General features: G+C 48.2%; 14 protein-coding genes and 1 tRNA gene. 6 read left to right on the top strand and 9 right to left on the bottom strand.

Annotated elements, in window-relative coordinates:
• Positions 1-26 precede the first annotated feature (26 nt).
• A complete protein-coding gene (locus tag H608_RS0119585) occupies positions 27-1,232 on the top strand; it encodes an exo-beta-N-acetylmuramidase NamZ family protein (RefSeq protein ID WP_038009246.1) in 1,206 nt (401 codons plus the stop codon).
• Between the two features lie 29 nt (positions 1,233-1,261).
• On the top strand, positions 1,262-3,160 hold the full coding sequence (locus H608_RS0119580; RefSeq protein ID WP_028789173.1) for an AAA domain-containing protein: 1,899 nt from the start codon (positions 1,262-1,264) through the stop codon (positions 3,158-3,160).
• Here the strand turns inward: H608_RS0119580 and H608_RS0119575 are convergent.
• The 4 genes from H608_RS0119575 to H608_RS0119560 form a co-directional block, all read right to left on the bottom strand.
• Positions 3,157-4,701, bottom strand: coding sequence for an FAD-dependent oxidoreductase (locus tag H608_RS0119575; RefSeq protein WP_028789172.1), 1,545 nt, complete (start codon positions 4,699-4,701; stop codon positions 3,157-3,159). The two genes, H608_RS0119580 and H608_RS0119575, sit on opposite strands and share 4 nt — an antisense overlap.
• Positions 4,702-4,846: 145 nt before the next feature.
• Positions 4,847-5,302, bottom strand: coding sequence for a hypothetical protein (locus tag H608_RS0119570; RefSeq protein ID WP_155990268.1), 456 nt, complete (start codon positions 5,300-5,302; stop codon positions 4,847-4,849).
• 6 nt (positions 5,303-5,308) lie between these two features.
• Positions 5,309-5,539 carry a putative periplasmic lipoprotein gene (locus tag H608_RS0119565; RefSeq protein WP_028789170.1) on the bottom strand — a complete coding sequence of 77 codons (231 nt, stop codon included), beginning with the start codon at positions 5,537-5,539 and terminating at the stop codon, positions 5,309-5,311.
• A 26-nt stretch (positions 5,540-5,565) separates the two neighbouring features.
• Positions 5,566-6,420 (bottom strand): SDR family oxidoreductase, encoded by an 855-nt coding sequence (locus H608_RS0119560; RefSeq protein ID WP_028789169.1) that lies wholly within the window; start codon positions 6,418-6,420, stop codon positions 5,566-5,568.
• A gap of 392 nt (positions 6,421-6,812) precedes the next feature.
• Between H608_RS0119560 and H608_RS0119555 the strand changes: the two genes are divergently transcribed.
• Positions 6,813-7,217: an SWIB/MDM2 domain-containing protein gene (locus H608_RS0119555; RefSeq protein WP_028789168.1), complete on the top strand. Its 405-nt coding sequence runs from the start codon at positions 6,813-6,815 to the stop codon at positions 7,215-7,217.
• 219 nt (positions 7,218-7,436) lie between these two features.
• Here the strand turns inward: H608_RS0119555 and H608_RS0119550 are convergent, their stop codons facing one another.
• From H608_RS0119550 to H608_RS0119540, 3 genes are all read right to left on the bottom strand, one after another.
• Positions 7,437-8,750 (bottom strand): GntP family permease, encoded by a 1,314-nt coding sequence (locus H608_RS0119550; protein ID WP_028789167.1) that lies wholly within the window; start codon positions 8,748-8,750, stop codon positions 7,437-7,439.
• Positions 8,751-8,832: 82 nt separating this feature from the next.
• Positions 8,833-10,116: an acetyl-CoA hydrolase/transferase family protein gene (locus H608_RS0119545; protein ID WP_028789166.1), complete on the bottom strand. Its 1,284-nt coding sequence runs from the start codon at positions 10,114-10,116 to the stop codon at positions 8,833-8,835.
• A 223-nt stretch (positions 10,117-10,339) separates the two neighbouring features.
• A complete protein-coding gene (locus H608_RS0119540; RefSeq protein WP_028789165.1) occupies positions 10,340-10,612 on the bottom strand; it encodes a TFIIB-type zinc ribbon-containing protein in 273 nt (90 codons plus the stop codon).
• 266 nt (positions 10,613-10,878) lie between these two features.
• Between H608_RS0119540 and H608_RS0119535 the strand changes: the two genes are divergently transcribed.
• Complete coding sequence (locus tag H608_RS0119535; RefSeq protein ID WP_028789164.1) at positions 10,879-12,198, top strand: PKD domain-containing protein; 1,320 nt, start codon at positions 10,879-10,881, stop codon at positions 12,196-12,198.
• 204 nt (positions 12,199-12,402) lie between these two features.
• Entirely contained in the window at positions 12,403-13,257 is an 855-nt protein-coding gene (locus tag H608_RS0119525) for an SH3 domain-containing protein (protein ID WP_028789162.1), read from the top strand.
• Positions 13,258-13,294: 37 nt separating this feature from the next.
• Here H608_RS0119525 and H608_RS0119520 read toward each other — a convergent pair.
• Positions 13,295-13,376 (bottom strand) — tRNA-Leu (locus H608_RS0119520).
• 262 nt (positions 13,377-13,638) lie between these two features.
• Here H608_RS0119520 and H608_RS0119510 point away from each other — a divergent pair.
• Positions 13,639-14,841: an NAD(P)-dependent oxidoreductase gene (locus H608_RS0119510; RefSeq protein WP_038009212.1), complete on the top strand. Its 1,203-nt coding sequence runs from the start codon at positions 13,639-13,641 to the stop codon at positions 14,839-14,841.
• A 5-nt stretch (positions 14,842-14,846) separates the two neighbouring features.
• On the opposite strand, the gene H608_RS0119505 is transcribed toward H608_RS0119510, so the two are convergent.
• Positions 14,847-15,569 carry a tRNA1(Val) (adenine(37)-N6)-methyltransferase gene (locus H608_RS0119505; protein WP_028789160.1) on the bottom strand — a complete coding sequence of 241 codons (723 nt, stop codon included), beginning with the start codon at positions 15,567-15,569 and terminating at the stop codon, positions 14,847-14,849.
• Positions 15,570-15,647 lie beyond the last annotated feature (78 nt).

Genomic DNA, 15,647 nt, shown 5'->3' with positions numbered 1-15,647 from the left:
CTTTATTGGCATTAATACCGATTGTTATGTTTATGAATTGGCCCGTCGTTGCTTTTTGCCTCGCTCTTTTCAGCCTTCATACCCCTGTGGTTAATGATCCCGCAAAAGCGATCGTCACAGGCGCCGATCAGACTGAACAGTATGTGCCCTATTTAAAAGGGAAAAGAGTAGCCGTGCTCGCCAATCCTACCACCATTATCGGCAAGCGCCACCTGGTAGACAGCCTGCTCAGCCGGGGTATCAATATCGTAAAGGCATTTGGTCCGGAACATGGCTTTCGCGGTAACGCCAGCAACGGCGCCAAAGTAGCCGATGAAAAAGACGCCGCTACCGGCATTCCTGTTATTTCCCTCTATGGAAATAAACGTAAACCCTCCAAAGCCGACCTCGACGACGTAGACGTTTTTATTTTCGATATCCAGGATGTCGGCTGCCGCTTTTATACTTATATCAATGTGCTCCGCGATGTAATGGAGGCCTGCGCCGATAATAACAAAGAACTGCTCATCCTCGACCGGCCCAACCCCAACGGTTACCTGATCGACGGACCTGTTCTCGATATGGAATATAAATCAGGCATCGGTCAATTTCCCATTCCTATCGCACACGGAATGACCATAGCCGAGTTTGCACAGATGATCAACGGCGAAGGCTGGATTCCGGGTAAGAAAAAATGCCGCCTGCGCATCGTACCCGTTGCTAATTACAGACACGATCTGCCTTATACGTTGCCCGTTCCTCCCTCACCCAATCTTAATACACAGGAGAGTATTATTTTATATCCCACACTTTGTCTCTTCGAAGGAACGATCATCAGCCAGGGCAGAGGCACCCATTTTCCTTTTACGGTTTTGGGCGCTCCCGCATTCAAAGGCCAATATGATTTTTCCTTTACGCCTGTGAGCATCCCCGGTATGAGCGAAACGCCGCTCCATATGAATGAGACCTGCTACGGCCGCGACTTCAGAAACTATGATCTGGAAAAACTGAAGAAGATGAAACGTGTGCAGATCGAATGGATGCTGGAGCTTTATCAGCAATATCCCGATAAAGCGCGTTTCTTCGACCGGTCGGTAAGTAAACAGATCGGACGCATCGAAGTGCTCGCCGGAAACGGTGTTTTTAAAGAACAGGTAATGGCCGGCAAATCTGCCGAAGAGATCCGCCGTACCTGGGAGCCCGGCCTCAGCAATTACAAAAAAATGCGCCTCAAATACGTGCTGTATCCCTGACACATCCCGGTACGCCGTATTTTTGCCGGATGGAGTATTTCAAGAAGCTGGAAGACCTGCTGAAACTCGAGCGCGAAGAAGATAAGCGTATGTATGCCACGATGGCCGCCAATGCTTCCGTAGCCGAACGCCGTGACAATGGTCTTTGCTGGTATCCCGTTGCCATCCGGGATAAAGAATTTGGCAAAGGTGATTACCTGACCGTAGAACTCGAACGTACCACGCACCAGGATCTTCCGCATCAGTTACGCTCAGGCGTGCCCGCCGCTTTTTTCTCCAATCATGCTCCGCGCGAAAACAGGACCGAAGGCATTGTAACCTGGGTGAGTGGCAACAAACTCCGTCTCTCGCTCAGAACAGACGAACTGCCCGATTGGGCCCGCGATGGCAAACTCGGCATTGACATGCTTTTTGATGATAATAGTTACGACGAAATGCAAAGCGCGTTGCAACGCGCTGCAAAGCTCGCAGAAAATGCAACTGACGGACGACTGGTCCGTGTACTCACCGGCGCTGCACAGCCTGTATTCAGCGATGAGACATTTGAAATAATTATTCCTTCCCTCAATCCTTCGCAACAACAAGCCGTTCAGAAGATCGTGCAGGCCGGAGACCTGGCAATTGTACACGGCCCTCCCGGCACCGGCAAAACAACTACGTTGGTGCAGGCGATTAAAGTATTGGTGAAAAATGGCAACCCGCGCATGCTCGTTACCGCGCCCAGCAACGCAGCGGTTGATCTGTTGAGTGAACGATTGGCTGCGCAGGGATTGAATGTATTGCGTATTGGCAATCCCGCACGTGTTTCCGAAAGACTTTCTTCGCTCACATTGGATGAAAAGATGTCGGCACATCCTTCGATGAAAGAGATCGGCCGGTTGAAAAAGCAGGCGAATGAGTTTCGAAACATGGCGCACAAATACAAGAGGCAATTTGGTAAAGCCGAACGCGAACAACGCAAGGCTTTGTTTGATGAAGCCTATGCATTGCTAAAACAAGTTGACCAGACCGAACAATACATTTTGCAGGATCTGCTGGATAAAGCGCAGGTGATTACAGCCACCCTGGTCGGAGCCGCAAATCCGGCTATCCGTTCATTGCGGTACGATACGGTGGTGATCGACGAAGCCGGACAGGCATTGGAACCTGCCTGCTGGATTCCTATCGTCAAAACGCGCAAGCTGGTGCTGGCCGGTGACCATTGCCAGTTGCCTCCAACCGTTAAAGCTGCTGTAGCCAATGGCCTGGAAAAAACATTAATGGAGAAATTGGTCGCCAGTCATCCGTCTTCGGTGGTGATGCTGAATGAACAATACCGGATGCATGAACAGATTATGCATTATTCGTCTGCTCATTTTTACCACAATGCATTGCAGGCACATCAAAGCGTGAAGGATCACCGCCTTTTTCCCGATGACCAACCTTTGTTATTTGTGGATACGGCGGGTTGCGGTTTCGATGAAAAGCAGGATGGTACGGCGACCAGCAATCCTGAAGAAGGTGCTTTTCTTTACCGCCATCTGAATCACCTGGTAAAGTTGTTATCGTCGCATGAAGCGGGAAACTTTCCCTCCATCGGCATTATTTCCCCTTATCGCCGGCAGGTAGAGTGGTTGCAGGATGCGTTGAATCACCAGCCTGCGCTGGCTCCTTATCGCCCGTCGATCACCGTTAATACCATCGACAGTTTCCAGGGGCAGGAGCGCGACATCATTTATATCAGTCTTACACGAAGCAATACAGAAAACCGCATCGGCTTCCTCACGGACATACGCCGCATGAACGTGGCGATGACGCGGGCACGCAAAAAACTGGTGGTGATCGGCGACAGTGCCACCCTCTCGCAATATCCTTTTTATGCAGGTTTTATCAGTTATGCAGAAGAGCAAAACGCCTATCAAAGTGCATGGGAATTGATAGAAGACTAAGAATGTTTTTTATTTCCGGGATCGTCCAGGGCAATTTTTTCCAGGTCGCGGTCGGCAGGACCGGTGAGTACTTTGCCATCCATTGAATAACGGGCACCGTGACAGGGGCAATCCCAGGATTGTTCGGCATTGTTCCAGTTTACATCGCAATGCAAGTGCGTGCAGGATGGGTTGACACCGTGTAATATTCCTTTATCATCTTTATATAAAGCGATTTTCTGTCCTTCTTCTTTGATGAGTTTTGCCTCATCGCGGGCGAGTGCTGACCAGCCGCTTATTTTTTCACCGGAAAAAATTTTTCCTGCGAATTGTTTTACCACATCGGCATTGTGCTGAATGAAATTGACAAAACCGGCAACCGGTTTGAGCCTGTTCGGGTTAAACAATTTTGCATAGCGATCATCTCTGCCGGTCAATAAACCGGTTAACGTGATCGCGGCTACGTTACTATAAGTCATGCCGTTTCCGCCAAAGCCTGTTGCCACATAAATATTTTGCGGATGTCCGGGAAGATGTCCGATATAAGGTAGTCCGTCCGCCGGTTCATAATATTGCGACGACCAGCGGTAAGCAATTCCTTTTACATTGAAATAGCGATGTACAACCGCTTCCAGTGTTTCAAATAAATGCCGCGTATTTTCTTCATGGCCGGTCTTGTGGTCTTTGCCGCCTGCGATAAGGTATTTTTTTCCATTTATTTCCTGGCACCTGAAATAATGATAGGGATCGACCATATCATAACTTAACCCGTCGGGATACTCATAATCCTGCAACGTAACGGCCATTGCATAACTGCGATAGGGCATACACCGGAGGTGAAGCAGGTTTACCCCCGGCGGAATATGCGTGGCATATATCAAATCCCGTGCTTTGAAGGTGCCTGCGTCTGTGGTGATCTTTAAAGGTTCTGTTTCTTCCACTCCGGTTACCCGGCAATGTTCAACGATGGTGCCACCGGCTTTTTCAAAGGCTTCAGCTATGCCATATAAATAATGCAGGGGGCTGAAGCTCGCCTGACCATTGACCTGTATGGCTTTTGTAAAAGGGATCGGGAAGGGGATTTCGGTAGTATACGTGAGGTCGATTCCGGCCGCTTCCGATGCTTTAGCAATCTCATCGAGTTCTTTTTCCTGTTCTTCATTCTGCGCGTACAGGAAGGCCTGCTGTTCTTTGTAGCCGCAGGGAATGGCAAAACGATTAACACGTTCATGGATCAGCCGCAAAGCTTTCTGTACCGCTTTGGCCGTGAGTTTTGCGTCATCTTCGCTGAAATTTTTCTGAATGGTGGTATACGGAGTATCGAGCAATGTATTGAGGTGAGCCGTGGTGCCCCCGGTTGTGCCGAAGCCCAGTATTTCTTTTTCCAATACAAGGCATTTTTTACCGGCTTCCTGCAGGGAAAGGGCAGTGGAGATGCCGGTGATGCCACCGCCGACGATGATCACATCATATACTAACCGGGGATCAACCTTGCTTTTCGGTGTAAAGGCGAATATGTTTCCCTGCCACAAACTGATCATGGCACCGTCGCGTTGTATCATAAATAATGGTTGAAATGAATAGATGCAATTGATTGATCAAATGCTATGCCTTTTAAACGAAAGGATATCGCAGTTGGTCAATTGGCAAAAGTGTGCGAGGGGCAACGGATTGTACCGCTATGTCCCCAATGCGTGCGGATGCTGCTTAGCGGCGGCTTTCCGGCTCCACCGGAAAATGATGACTCGCTTTCAGCAGGTCCGAATGTTGTTGCGACAATAAAGCGCTGACTATCCCTGGCAATCCTGTTGCTTTATCGAGCACGCGCCGGTAGATATTACCCGTTGTTTCATTGATCTGGCTGATTACTTCTTTCAGCGACACCTCATTTCTTTTGGTAAAAAGAACTTCTCTCATGTGGAACATCGGATGCCAGCATTCTGTATTTAATAGCTCAAATGACGGGCGTATGGACGTCTTCAGCAGGCTGGCGATCTCTTTCCTGCAATGACGGGCCTGAGCAGCCAGGTTGTCCATAAACCGGGCGATAGCAGGATTGCTATCGCCCGTCTTTTGCTGCAACTCACGTAATTTTATCTCACGAAATCCCTGCAGCAATTGAAGTTTGTATATATCGCAAAAGGAAGTTGCCGAGAGTGTCATAAAGGATCAGGGTTTGGGTTGTTGATGTTGAAGATGCATGGGCACGGAATCGGTGCGGTTGTACGGTGTGTCGGTGGAAGGAATATTTCCTGTATCAACACGCGGACCGCTAGCCGGATTATTGCCCGGAATTGTAGAGTCTTGTGCTACCTCATTTGAATCCCGGTTGCTGTTTGGGTTGTTGTTACAAGCTGCCAGCAGGAAGAGTACAAGCCCTGCAAAAAAAATCTTTTTCATAATATATCCTATTTAGTATTATATAATCAGGCATTGATCACTGTACCACCATTGGGGTGCAATGTCTGTCCCGTGATAAAAGCACTTTCTTCGGAGGCAAGAAATACATAACAAGGAGCAATTTCTACCGGTTCTGCCGGACGCCCCATTGGTACTCCGTCACCAAATTCAGCAACTTTTTCTTCATCAAAAGAAGCGGGAATCAGCGGTGTCCATACGGGGCCCGGTGCTACAGCGTTGACGCGTATGCCCTGGGAAACGAGCGACTGTGACAGGCTCCTGGTAAAACCGATAATAGCGGCTTTGGTCGCACTGTAATCCATCAGATCGGGATTGCCGCGAAAGGCCGTAATAGAGGCGGTATTAATAATGGAACTGCCTTCTTTTAAATAAGGCACGGCGTATTTTGCCAGGTAGAATTGCGAAAATATATTGGTACGGAAGGTCAGTTCGAGCTGCTCTGCCGTAATGTTGGTGATGTCTTTTTGCTGAAACTGTACGGCGGCATTATTGACCAGGATATCCAGTTTCCCGAAGTGGGTAAGGGTTTGTTGTACCAGGTTTTTGCAGGCATCTTCATTGGTAATATCGGCTGCCAGTACCAGCGATTTACTGCCGTACCACTCAACAATCTCGGCTGTATGACGGGCGTCTTCGTGTTCATCCAGATAGGCAATGGCCACCGAAGCCCCCTCTTTGGCGAAGGCAATTGCTACCGCCCGCCCGATGCCGCTGTCGCCTCCGGTGATAAGCGCTACCTTGTCTTTGAGGCGTCCCAAACCCGGTTTATCATTGGTGTAAATGGGTTGTGGGCTCATCTGTTTTTCCAATCCCGGCTGGCGATTTTGGTGTTGCGGAGGTATAGTACGTTTGTCGGGCATAGCATCTTTTGTTTGGTAAGCAGGTACAAAAGTCCCGCCACTCCTGCATTTCAGGGGGATCGGCGATTTAAGGCTTTGGATTTTAGGCGTTAAGAGAGGAGAGGATTGTGGTGCAATAACGATTTGCCAGGGGGCTAGTGTCGACCTGTTTTCCCGCGAGTGTTACCGTATGCCCTCAGCTTCGGCGATGAAATTTTTTAAGAAAAGTGGGGGATATTAGGTGAAAATAATACCTTTAATTTCACAGTGATGGCAGAGGTGAAATCAGGAGGTAAAATACCCCGGAAAAGCCCGCTGAAAAAAAGGTGGATTGAATGTGGGAAAATTATGCATCCATCTATACCAAAAGCTGTAAATTTAGTCATTAACCCATTAATTTAATATTAATAACCATGGCAACAGTAAAGAAAGCTGCGAAAAAAGCAGCTCCAAAAAAAGCAGTAAAAAAGGCCGCTCCTAAGAAAGCCGCCAAAAAAGCAGCAGCTCCTAAAAAGGCCGCTCCCAAAAAAGCAGCCGCTCCTAAAAAAGCAGCGAAGAAAAAATCAGCCCGCAAACCAAATGCAGCTTTCATGGCTCCGCTGACTCCAAGCGCAACACTCGGAGAAGTAATCGGAACCAAAGCTCTGCCCCGTACAGAGATCATCAAAAAGATCTGGGACTACATCAAGAAAAATAATCTCCAGGACAAAAAGAACAGACGTATGATCAACGCTGATGCCAAACTGAAAGGTTTGTTCGGCAAAGACCAGGTGTCTATGTTCGACCTGGCTAAGATTGTCAGCAAGCACGTGAAATAAGCGAATAGCTTTTCAACTGATTCAAGGGTACAATATTATGTTGTGCCCTTTTTTTATTAGTGAATCGTCAATCGTCAATCGTGAAAGGTGAATCGTCAATCGTGAATAAGTTAATAAGGAGTAGCAGCCTGTTTACTTATAACTTACTACTTAAAACTGTCAATGGATTGCTGGAGGCTTGGGAAACTGCTGAAAGGAACGTTTACATTGATACGATGATCATAACATAAAAAGGGAAAGTAACCAGACAACAAAAAAGGTAGTTAATCCCATGATGATGGTTGCGACGGAATAAACCTTCAGCATCGGCCGCATATCGATAGCCGAGAATTTACTGATCACCCAGAAGTAAGCATCATTGCCATGTGACACCATCATGGAGCCGCCACCCATCGCCAGCAGACAAAGCAGTTTCCCGTTTTCACTATCCAATCCCAATGCGCCCATCAGTGGAGCTATGATAGAGGCAGCAGTAATGATGGCTACGGTAGACGAACCCTGCGCGGTCTTCAAGACAAAGGTCAGGAGAAATGGGAACAGCAAACCAAGACTGCTCAATGGCAACGCTTGTTGAAGATGTTCGCCGATATTGGTGGTGGCGAGTATGGCGCCAAAAGCGCCGCCTGCTCCAATGATCACGAGAATGCCGCCGGCTTTTTCTGCAGCCTCACTCATCAGTCGTCCCATTGCATGACGGCGGCCCGTGCTGGTGGCCAGGGCAAGGGTAACGCCAATGGCTAACGCAATGATCGGTTCGCCAAGTATTTTCAATACAGCATTGCCACCTTCCAATCCGCTGAACGCACCGGCACCGATCAATGCGATCGGTACAATGATCGGCAGAAAAGCTTTCCATGGTGCCATGACCGGTAGTTCTTCCTGTTCTTCATCAATAAAACTTTCGTCGCTGGTGGGCGTTTTCTTTCCCATGTAGCGCGCCCATGCACATCCGGCGAGTGCCGCGGGAACAGCTACGAGTGTGCCGATAAGAATATGCATGCCCATGCTGCCGCCGATAATGCTTCCTGCTGCCGTGGCGCCCGGATGCGGGGGAATAAGACAATGTACGGCATACAGACCCGACGCAAGGCTCACAGACAGCACGACGATGGAAACGCCGCTTCTGCGCGCGACGGAACGGTTCAGACCACTTAATACAATATATCCGGAATCGCAAAAGATAGGCAGGCCGACAATAAAGCCGGTAATACCCATGGCAGTTGCAGCACGTTTTTCACCAACCAGCCGGAGAATGGCGGCGGCCATTACGCGTGTGCTGCCGTTGTGTTCCATAATCGAACCAAGAAGTGTACCGAGTACAATCACCAATCCAAGGCTTTGCATAATGTGGCCAAAACCTTTTTTCATGGTTTGGATAATGTCCATCGGAGCCATTTCCACGCCGAGGCCTACCACAAGGCAGGCTAAAAAAAGTGCAGGGAATGCATGTACGCGATAACGTACAGTTAAGACAATGATCAGGCCGATACCGGCCAGCAGGGCAAGCAATAGCTGGGCAAATGAGGCGGTCATGCCACAAGATAACAATCTGAACGCATCTCAGACCGCCGGAAAGCCGTTTTTTTGGGTACGTACCCGGAAAAACGGGATCTGGCTAAAATATTTTTCTGAAACGCTCAAAATAAGCGCGCTCCAGCATGTCGCGCTGATCGGGATGGGCAATGCTGATGAGCAGCCTTGCCCGTTGCTCCATGTTTTTGCCGTACAGGTTTACCACGCCGTATTCGGTAACAATATAATGTACATGTCCGCGTGTGGTAACCACACCTGCACCTGGTTTAAGTAAGGGCACGATACGGGAAATGCCTTTGCTGGTAACGGAGGGCAAGGCAATAACGGGTTTGCCGCCTTCGGACAAAGAAGCACCGCGCATGAAATCCATTTGTCCGCCAATGCCGGAGTACTGATAAATGCCAATCGAATCGGCGCAGACCTGACCGGTAAGGTCTACTTCGATGGCGCTGTTGATGGCAACCGCTTTCGGATTGCGGCGGATCACGGAAGTGTCGTTGACAAAAGAAACATCCATGAAAGCCACGGCCGGGTTGTCATGCACAAAGTCATACACCTTTCTTGTGCCGGCGATAAAGCTTGTTACGATCTTTCCGGGATGTACTTTTTTATGTTCGTTGGTAATTACACCTTTTTCCACCAATGGCACAATGCCATCAGAAAACATTTCAGTATGAATACCCAGACCTTTATGATTGCCAAGTTGTGCCAGCACGGCATCGGGAATAGCGCCTATGCCTGTTTGCAAAGTAGAGCCGTCTTCGATTAATCCCGCTACATGTTCGCCTATACGCAGTGAAGCTGCATCCACTTTTTCGGCATAGTTGACTTCAGGGAGTGACGACTCATCCCAGATCATCGAGGCAAACCTGGATACGTGTACCTGGCCATCGCCGTGTGTGCGTGGCATATTGGGATTGACCTGTGCAATTACTTTGGTGGCTACCTGCACGGCACAGCGTGCCGCATCGATAGAGGTGCCCAGGGAACAATAGCCATGTATGTCCGGCGGAGATACCTGTACCAGCGCAACATCCAGCGGCAGGTATCCGTTGCGGAAAAGATTCGGGATTTCGCTGAGGAAAACAGGCACATAATCACCCGATTCGCTGTTGACCCATTCGCGCACGTTGCCGGAAACAAAGAGCGAATTGAGGTAAAAGTTTTTCCGGATATGCGGATGATCCCAGTCGATATGCCCGAAGGTGCTGATAGCCACGAGTTCCACATTCGTTATTTCTCCACCTCGTGCCAGCAGTGCCTGCACAAGTGTAAGCGGCGTAGCGGCACTGCCGTGGATAAAAACGCGGTCATTACTTTTTATGTGTTGTACGGCTTCTGCGGGAGAGGAATAAACAACTGCCATGTTTCTGGTATTTGAAACGGCAAAGGTACTATCGTGATAAAGGTGCGGAGATGATGGTTTTCAGGAAGCGGGATGATTCTGGTAAGGTAAAAGGGGTAAGGCTTAAGGTATAGGGTAATGTTTTACGCGAACAGCCATTTCTTTATTCATCGCTTATTTATGATGGCTTTCGGCCCTAGGGAGCTATTGACGATTGACGATTCACGATTGCCGATTCCCGTCCTTAATCGAAATCAAAAAGGTCACCGAGAAAGCCGCCTCTTTTTTTCTTTTGCGGATAATCTTGTTTTTTATAATCTTTTTCATGGTATCCCTGGTCTGGAGGAAAGGAACCGGAAGAATCGGGCGCACTGGAATTGTATTGAGCTGACCTTTCGACGATTTTGTCGAGCTCGCCTTTGTCGAGCCACACGCCTCTGCATTGCGGGCAGTAATCAATTTCTACACCCTGTCTGTCGGCCATTACCAGTGTTTCATTACAATTCGGACATTTCATGTGGAGATCGTTTAGAAATACGAAGTTAGCAAGGTTGTGGCAATAAGTAATAAGTGATAAGTAGTAAGTATTAAGTGATAAGTGTGTAAAGCGTTGGCTGTTTATTCACAATTGACCATTCACCGTTCACTATTTCATGATTTCACATTTCGTTCACTATTACTTTAAGCGTAGATATTCCCTCCCGGACGGTTTTTATTTTTTATTGATCGGGCGCAAGCAGTACTGGCATTGTTATTGACTTTTGGCGACTCAAACAATATTTTATGAACACCGCTAACAGAAAAACAACAGGGCTTTTTATGCCCATCATCGCCGTCTTGTGCGTATTTACTCTTATTGCTGCCTGTTCTAAAGAAGCTGAAAATGCTGCCCAGGCAGTAGATGAGGCAACGGATTCGGCAGGCAGAACTTCACGGTCGTTTGCCGTATCCGCCGGAGCAGATCAAACGATTACACTTCCCACCAATTCGGTTACGTTGAGAGCAACCGTTACAGCCGGTACGGCACGCACGTTCAGGTGGAGCCAGGAAACCGGAGCCACGGCCACTATCAGTTCTCCCAATAGCTCTTCTACCAATGTAACAGCGTTGACAGCAGGTGAATATCGTTTTCGTCTGCAGGCAACCGACAGCCGCGGCCGCAGTGCAACGGATACGGTACACGTGAGTGTGAAGGGGACAGGTACTGCGAATGCAACTCCGACCGTCAATGCCGGTACAGATCAAAGTATCACACTGCCGGTTAGTACCGCCACGCTTACCGGAACGGCTACCGACAGGGATGGTACGATCGCATCGTGGGCCTGGAGCCAGGCTTCGGGACCTGCCGCCACTATTCAGTCTCCCTCATCCGCTACGACAGCGATCAGCGGAATGACAACAGCAGGTACGTACGTGTTTACACTAAAAGTAACCGACAATGGCGGTGCTACTGCCAGTGCCAACACCACCGTGACAGTAAAAAGCGCTTCCGCTAGTGGTGGTGCAACCGGTAACTATGGCACACTTCTCTACAGCACCGGTTACAACAGTACATCGGATATCATCAACGGTTCCGGTCAGCACGGTAATGGCGGTTTGTCTACCACCGTTTATAAAGACGGTCCGGGATCTTTTAAATCGGTTCCGGCCAATGTGTCTTCGGGCATCCGTTCTGAAGTACAATACAGCGAATCGCTGACACCATTGGAAGGCGCGATTGAGTACGACGTGATGTATGAAAAACTTTTCCAGAACAGCGGACACAGTTTGCAATTTCACCCCGTAACATCCGGCGGTTCTGCTTCACCCGGCCTTTGGCATGTGGATGGAAAATTCTGGCTGGTGAACTGGAAAGGTGGCAGCAATGCTTACTATCCGACCACGTTTACCATTCCGACCAACAAATGGCTGCACATGGTATTTCAATACAAGATCGGCAGTGCAGGATACATGAAATTGACGATTGATGGAGTAGTGGTGTTTGACAAAACAAACATCCAGGTAGGTGATGGTTCCGGACAATACCTGAAGGTAGGTGTGAATATGTGGCAGAACCAGGAGAGTGTTGTTTATTACGACAACCTGAAGATCTGGAAAAAATAAGCTTCGTTATTTGGAGTGAGCGGGGGCCATAAGGTCCCCGCTTTTTTTATTCTATCGAAAAAAAATGTTGCGGAACAGTGGCTTCTGGAGTTGTTAAGGAAGGAAGAATATATTTCGTCTATCGCTCTGGCTGAACAAAAGGGGAAAAATCCCCGATTGCAAATTCAAAGGTTAATTTCTATTTTGGCAGGCCAATAATACGATATGAAAAACTTTATCTCCTGTTTAATTCCCCTTCTTCTGTTCGTTGTTTCTGCGAAGGCGCAAACAATCGATGTTACACAATGGCTTAAAAAAAAGACGGTTGACGGTAAAGAAATGACCGTTTTGCGGGTGCCGGATACCCAGTTTGGTTCTGCTCTCGTGGGGTATATTTCAGATGCACAATTTCAGTTGGACCGTTTGCCAAGCTATTATAACCTGTCAGTTTCCTATGCCGGAGTAGATTTATATAAAGACATAGAGCGTGATTGTGAAAATATTGAAAAGACCAATCCTTCATTTCCGGTAAAATATTACCGCGATGAAATGCAGGCGTTCCGTGATCTCAAGGAAGAAATGGCGCAAAAAGCGCTGGCGAAAAAGAAAGCGGACGAAGAAGCAGCATTTTTTGCCAGGTTAAAATCCGATTATGCGTGGATCAGCGGCGATACATTAAACGTGCGTTCGAAGCCCGATGCCAAATCGCCCAGCATCGGTAAAATACTTCGCCTTAGTTATGTGCGGGCGTATGAGGTCGATGACCATCCAGATTGGGTGCAAATAGATTTTGCGGAGCACAGCGGATATGTATTAAGAGACGACATAGCGATAGATTGGGAAGAACTGGAGCCATCGCAGGAAGACAGCGCCCGGCTGGAAACAGGCCAACATCATTATTTCAAACCTACTGCGACCTACACCGCGCAATTAAAAAAACAAGCTGCCGAAGAGGAACGCGCTATGCGGGCAGCCAATGCGGCGCCGTCCAGAAAATATTACAGAGGGCCAAGGGGAGGATGCTATTATATTAATTCGAAAGGCAAAAAGGAGTACGTGGACCGGAGTTTTTGCAATTAACGCATAAAAAAAGGTAAGAATGATCTTACCTTTTTTGTGCCCGGGGTCGGACTCGAACCGACACACCTCGCGGCGGCAGATTTTGAGTCTGCTGCGTCTACCGATTTCGCCACCCGGGCTTCCGGGGCTGCAATATTACATCATTCCCTTCAATTTTCTGCACAACTATTTCTTTTCGCCGCAGATTTTGGTCAATCGTCAATAGTGAATGGTCAATAGTCAATAGTCAATGGTCAATAGGAGAATAGCAAAATGTCTGCTAACCTGTTACTTATTACCTATTACTTATAACGGCTGTTTCACCTTTTGCCTACCTTTGCGTCGCCCAGCCCATTTTTTTGATAAAAATAGGCCGGTTTCATGCTTGCAAATACCTGATTTATGATCAAGATCGGACTTATTCGTGAAGGAAAAATTCCAGCCGACAACCGTGTGGCACTGACGCCTGCCCAATGCAAATGGATACTCAAAAACGCGCCGGACGTAACCGTGGTTGCCCAGTCGTCTCCCGACCGCTGCTTCAGCGACCGCGAATACGAAGCGGCCGGCGTGGAAGTGCGTGATGAGGTGAGCGATTGCGATATCCTGCTCGGCATCAAAGAAGTGCCGGTCGAGAAACTGATCGCAGGCAAAACCTATCTTTTTTTCTCGCATACCCGCAAAAAGCAACCGCATAATAAAAAACTGCTGCGCACTATTCTCGATCAGCGCATTCGCCTCATCGACTACGAATGCCTTGAGCACGAAGACGGACAGCGGATTATCGGTTTCGGTTTTTTTGCCGGCGTTGTAGGCGCACACAACGGTATGATGGCTTATGGCAACCGCACCGGTCTCTATCAACTCGAACGCGTATACAAGCAACGCAGTTTCCGCGAACTCATTCATAGTTATTTTGGCGTACGGTTACCAAATGTAAAAATTGCCGTGACCGGCTCCGGACGTGTGGCACATGGTATTCTTGAAGTGATGAACCTCATGGGCATTCACGAAGTGGAACCCGATGATTACCTGAACCGCCGTTTTTCTTACCCCGTTTACACACAACTGAAAGGTGCCGACCTCTATATGCATCGTCAGACGGGCAAGTACAGCCGTGAGGCTTTTCACCATAACCCTGAGCAATTCGTTTGCAAATTCCTGCCTTACGCCGCACAGACAGATATCCTGATGAACGGCGTGTACTGGGATAAAAATGTGCCGCGTCTTTTTGAAAAAACGGACGTGAATACCGACAATTTTATCATCCAGACTATCGCAGACATTACGGATGATGAAAATGGTTCGGTACCGATCAACGCCGGTGATCAAACGATCGAAGATCCGGTATATGGTATCGATCGTGATACGCTGCAGAAAGTGCCGGCTTATACCAAAGGTGCTATCGATGTGATGGCCGTCGGTAATTTACCGAACGAGCTTCCGCGTGATGCCTCTCGATATTTCGGCGAGCAGTTGATCAAGTTTATACTGGATGACCTGGTGAAAGGCGGCTCTCCAACGATCGATCGCGCTACCATCGCCCTCGATGGAAAATTGACGGAGACATTCAGCTACCTGAAAGATTATGCCGGAGAAGCCTGAAGAGGTTAAAGGTTCAGGTAGTAAGGATGCAGCAGTTGGACAAACTCCTGTGTATAATTGTTCCCTTCGTCACGGATCGAAAACAGTTCCTCTTGTTTATCTATTGAATACGTTGGTGAAAGCACCGCCATCAAACGAAACAACGGATGACCCGGGCTGTTGCGTACGTTGCATTGATGGACAATATGCAATCCGCCGGCCTTTGCAAGTTGATATAGATCCTCTTTTCTTTTATAGGGTAACAATACAAAAAACTTTCCCTGGTCAGTAAGCAGTGTACGCACCCGGTCTACCAGGTCTTTCAATGAAAGTGCTGCACTGTGATGTGCGAGTTGCCGTCCTTCCACAGGAGAACTTAAATCGTTTTCATAAAAAGGAGGGTTGCTGATAATGACGTCGAATAATTGGGTAAAGGGAAATGAGCGCACATCGCTTTCAATGACATGCATGCGTTCCCGCCATGGAGAAGCAGCGAAGTTCTGCCGGCACTGCCCGGCTGCATTTTTATCCAGTTCAATGGCATCGATGCGGCTGTAGTGTTGTTGCGCCAGCAGAAGACTTAATAGCCCTGTACCTGCGCCTATATCCAATATATGTTTGGGAGAAGTATCGGTTTTAAGATAATGGCTTGCCCAAGCACCAAAAAGGCATGCTTCGGTGGTAACCTTCATTGCGCAACGTTCCTGGTGAACGGTAAATTCTTTGAAACGGAAATAAGTGTTGGGCATGAGCGTGAATCGTGAATCGTCAATGGTCAATAGTGAATGGCTTTATACTTACTACCTATAACTTAATACTTACTACTT

Source organism: Terrimonas ferruginea DSM 30193 (assembly GCF_000425585.1).
GTDB classification, from domain to species: domain Bacteria; phylum Bacteroidota; class Bacteroidia; order Chitinophagales; family Chitinophagaceae; genus Terrimonas; species Terrimonas ferruginea.
The sequence above is the reverse complement of the archived record's forward strand: the minus strand, read 5'-3'. Positions and strand labels throughout refer to the sequence as shown.

Coding starts and splice junctions, on each gene's coding strand:
- H608_RS0119585 (WP_038009246.1), top strand. CDS start 27: ATGTTTATGAATTGGCCCGTCGTTGCTTTTTGCCTCGCTCTTTTCAGC.
- H608_RS0119580 (WP_028789173.1), top strand. CDS start 1,262: ATGGAGTATTTCAAGAAGCTGGAAGACCTGCTGAAACTCGAGCGCGAA.
- H608_RS0119575 (WP_028789172.1), bottom strand. CDS start 4,701: ATGATACAACGCGACGGTGCCATGATCAGTTTGTGGCAGGGAAACATA.
- H608_RS0119570 (WP_155990268.1), bottom strand. CDS start 5,302: ATGACACTCTCGGCAACTTCCTTTTGCGATATATACAAACTTCAATTG.
- H608_RS0119565 (WP_028789170.1), bottom strand. CDS start 5,539: ATGAAAAAGATTTTTTTTGCAGGGCTTGTACTCTTCCTGCTGGCAGCT.
- H608_RS0119560 (WP_028789169.1), bottom strand. CDS start 6,420: ATGCCCGACAAACGTACTATACCTCCGCAACACCAAAATCGCCAGCCG.
- H608_RS0119555 (WP_028789168.1), top strand. CDS start 6,813: ATGGCAACAGTAAAGAAAGCTGCGAAAAAAGCAGCTCCAAAAAAAGCA.
- H608_RS0119550 (WP_028789167.1), bottom strand. CDS start 8,750: ATGACCGCCTCATTTGCCCAGCTATTGCTTGCCCTGCTGGCCGGTATC.
- H608_RS0119545 (WP_028789166.1), bottom strand. CDS start 10,116: ATGGCAGTTGTTTATTCCTCTCCCGCAGAAGCCGTACAACACATAAAA.
- H608_RS0119540 (WP_028789165.1), bottom strand. CDS start 10,612: ATGAAATGTCCGAATTGTAATGAAACACTGGTAATGGCCGACAGACAG.
- H608_RS0119535 (WP_028789164.1), top strand. CDS start 10,879: ATGAACACCGCTAACAGAAAAACAACAGGGCTTTTTATGCCCATCATC.
- H608_RS0119525 (WP_028789162.1), top strand. CDS start 12,403: ATGAAAAACTTTATCTCCTGTTTAATTCCCCTTCTTCTGTTCGTTGTT.
- H608_RS0119510 (WP_038009212.1), top strand. CDS start 13,639: ATGATCAAGATCGGACTTATTCGTGAAGGAAAAATTCCAGCCGACAAC.
- H608_RS0119505 (WP_028789160.1), bottom strand. CDS start 15,569: ATGCCCAACACTTATTTCCGTTTCAAAGAATTTACCGTTCACCAGGAA.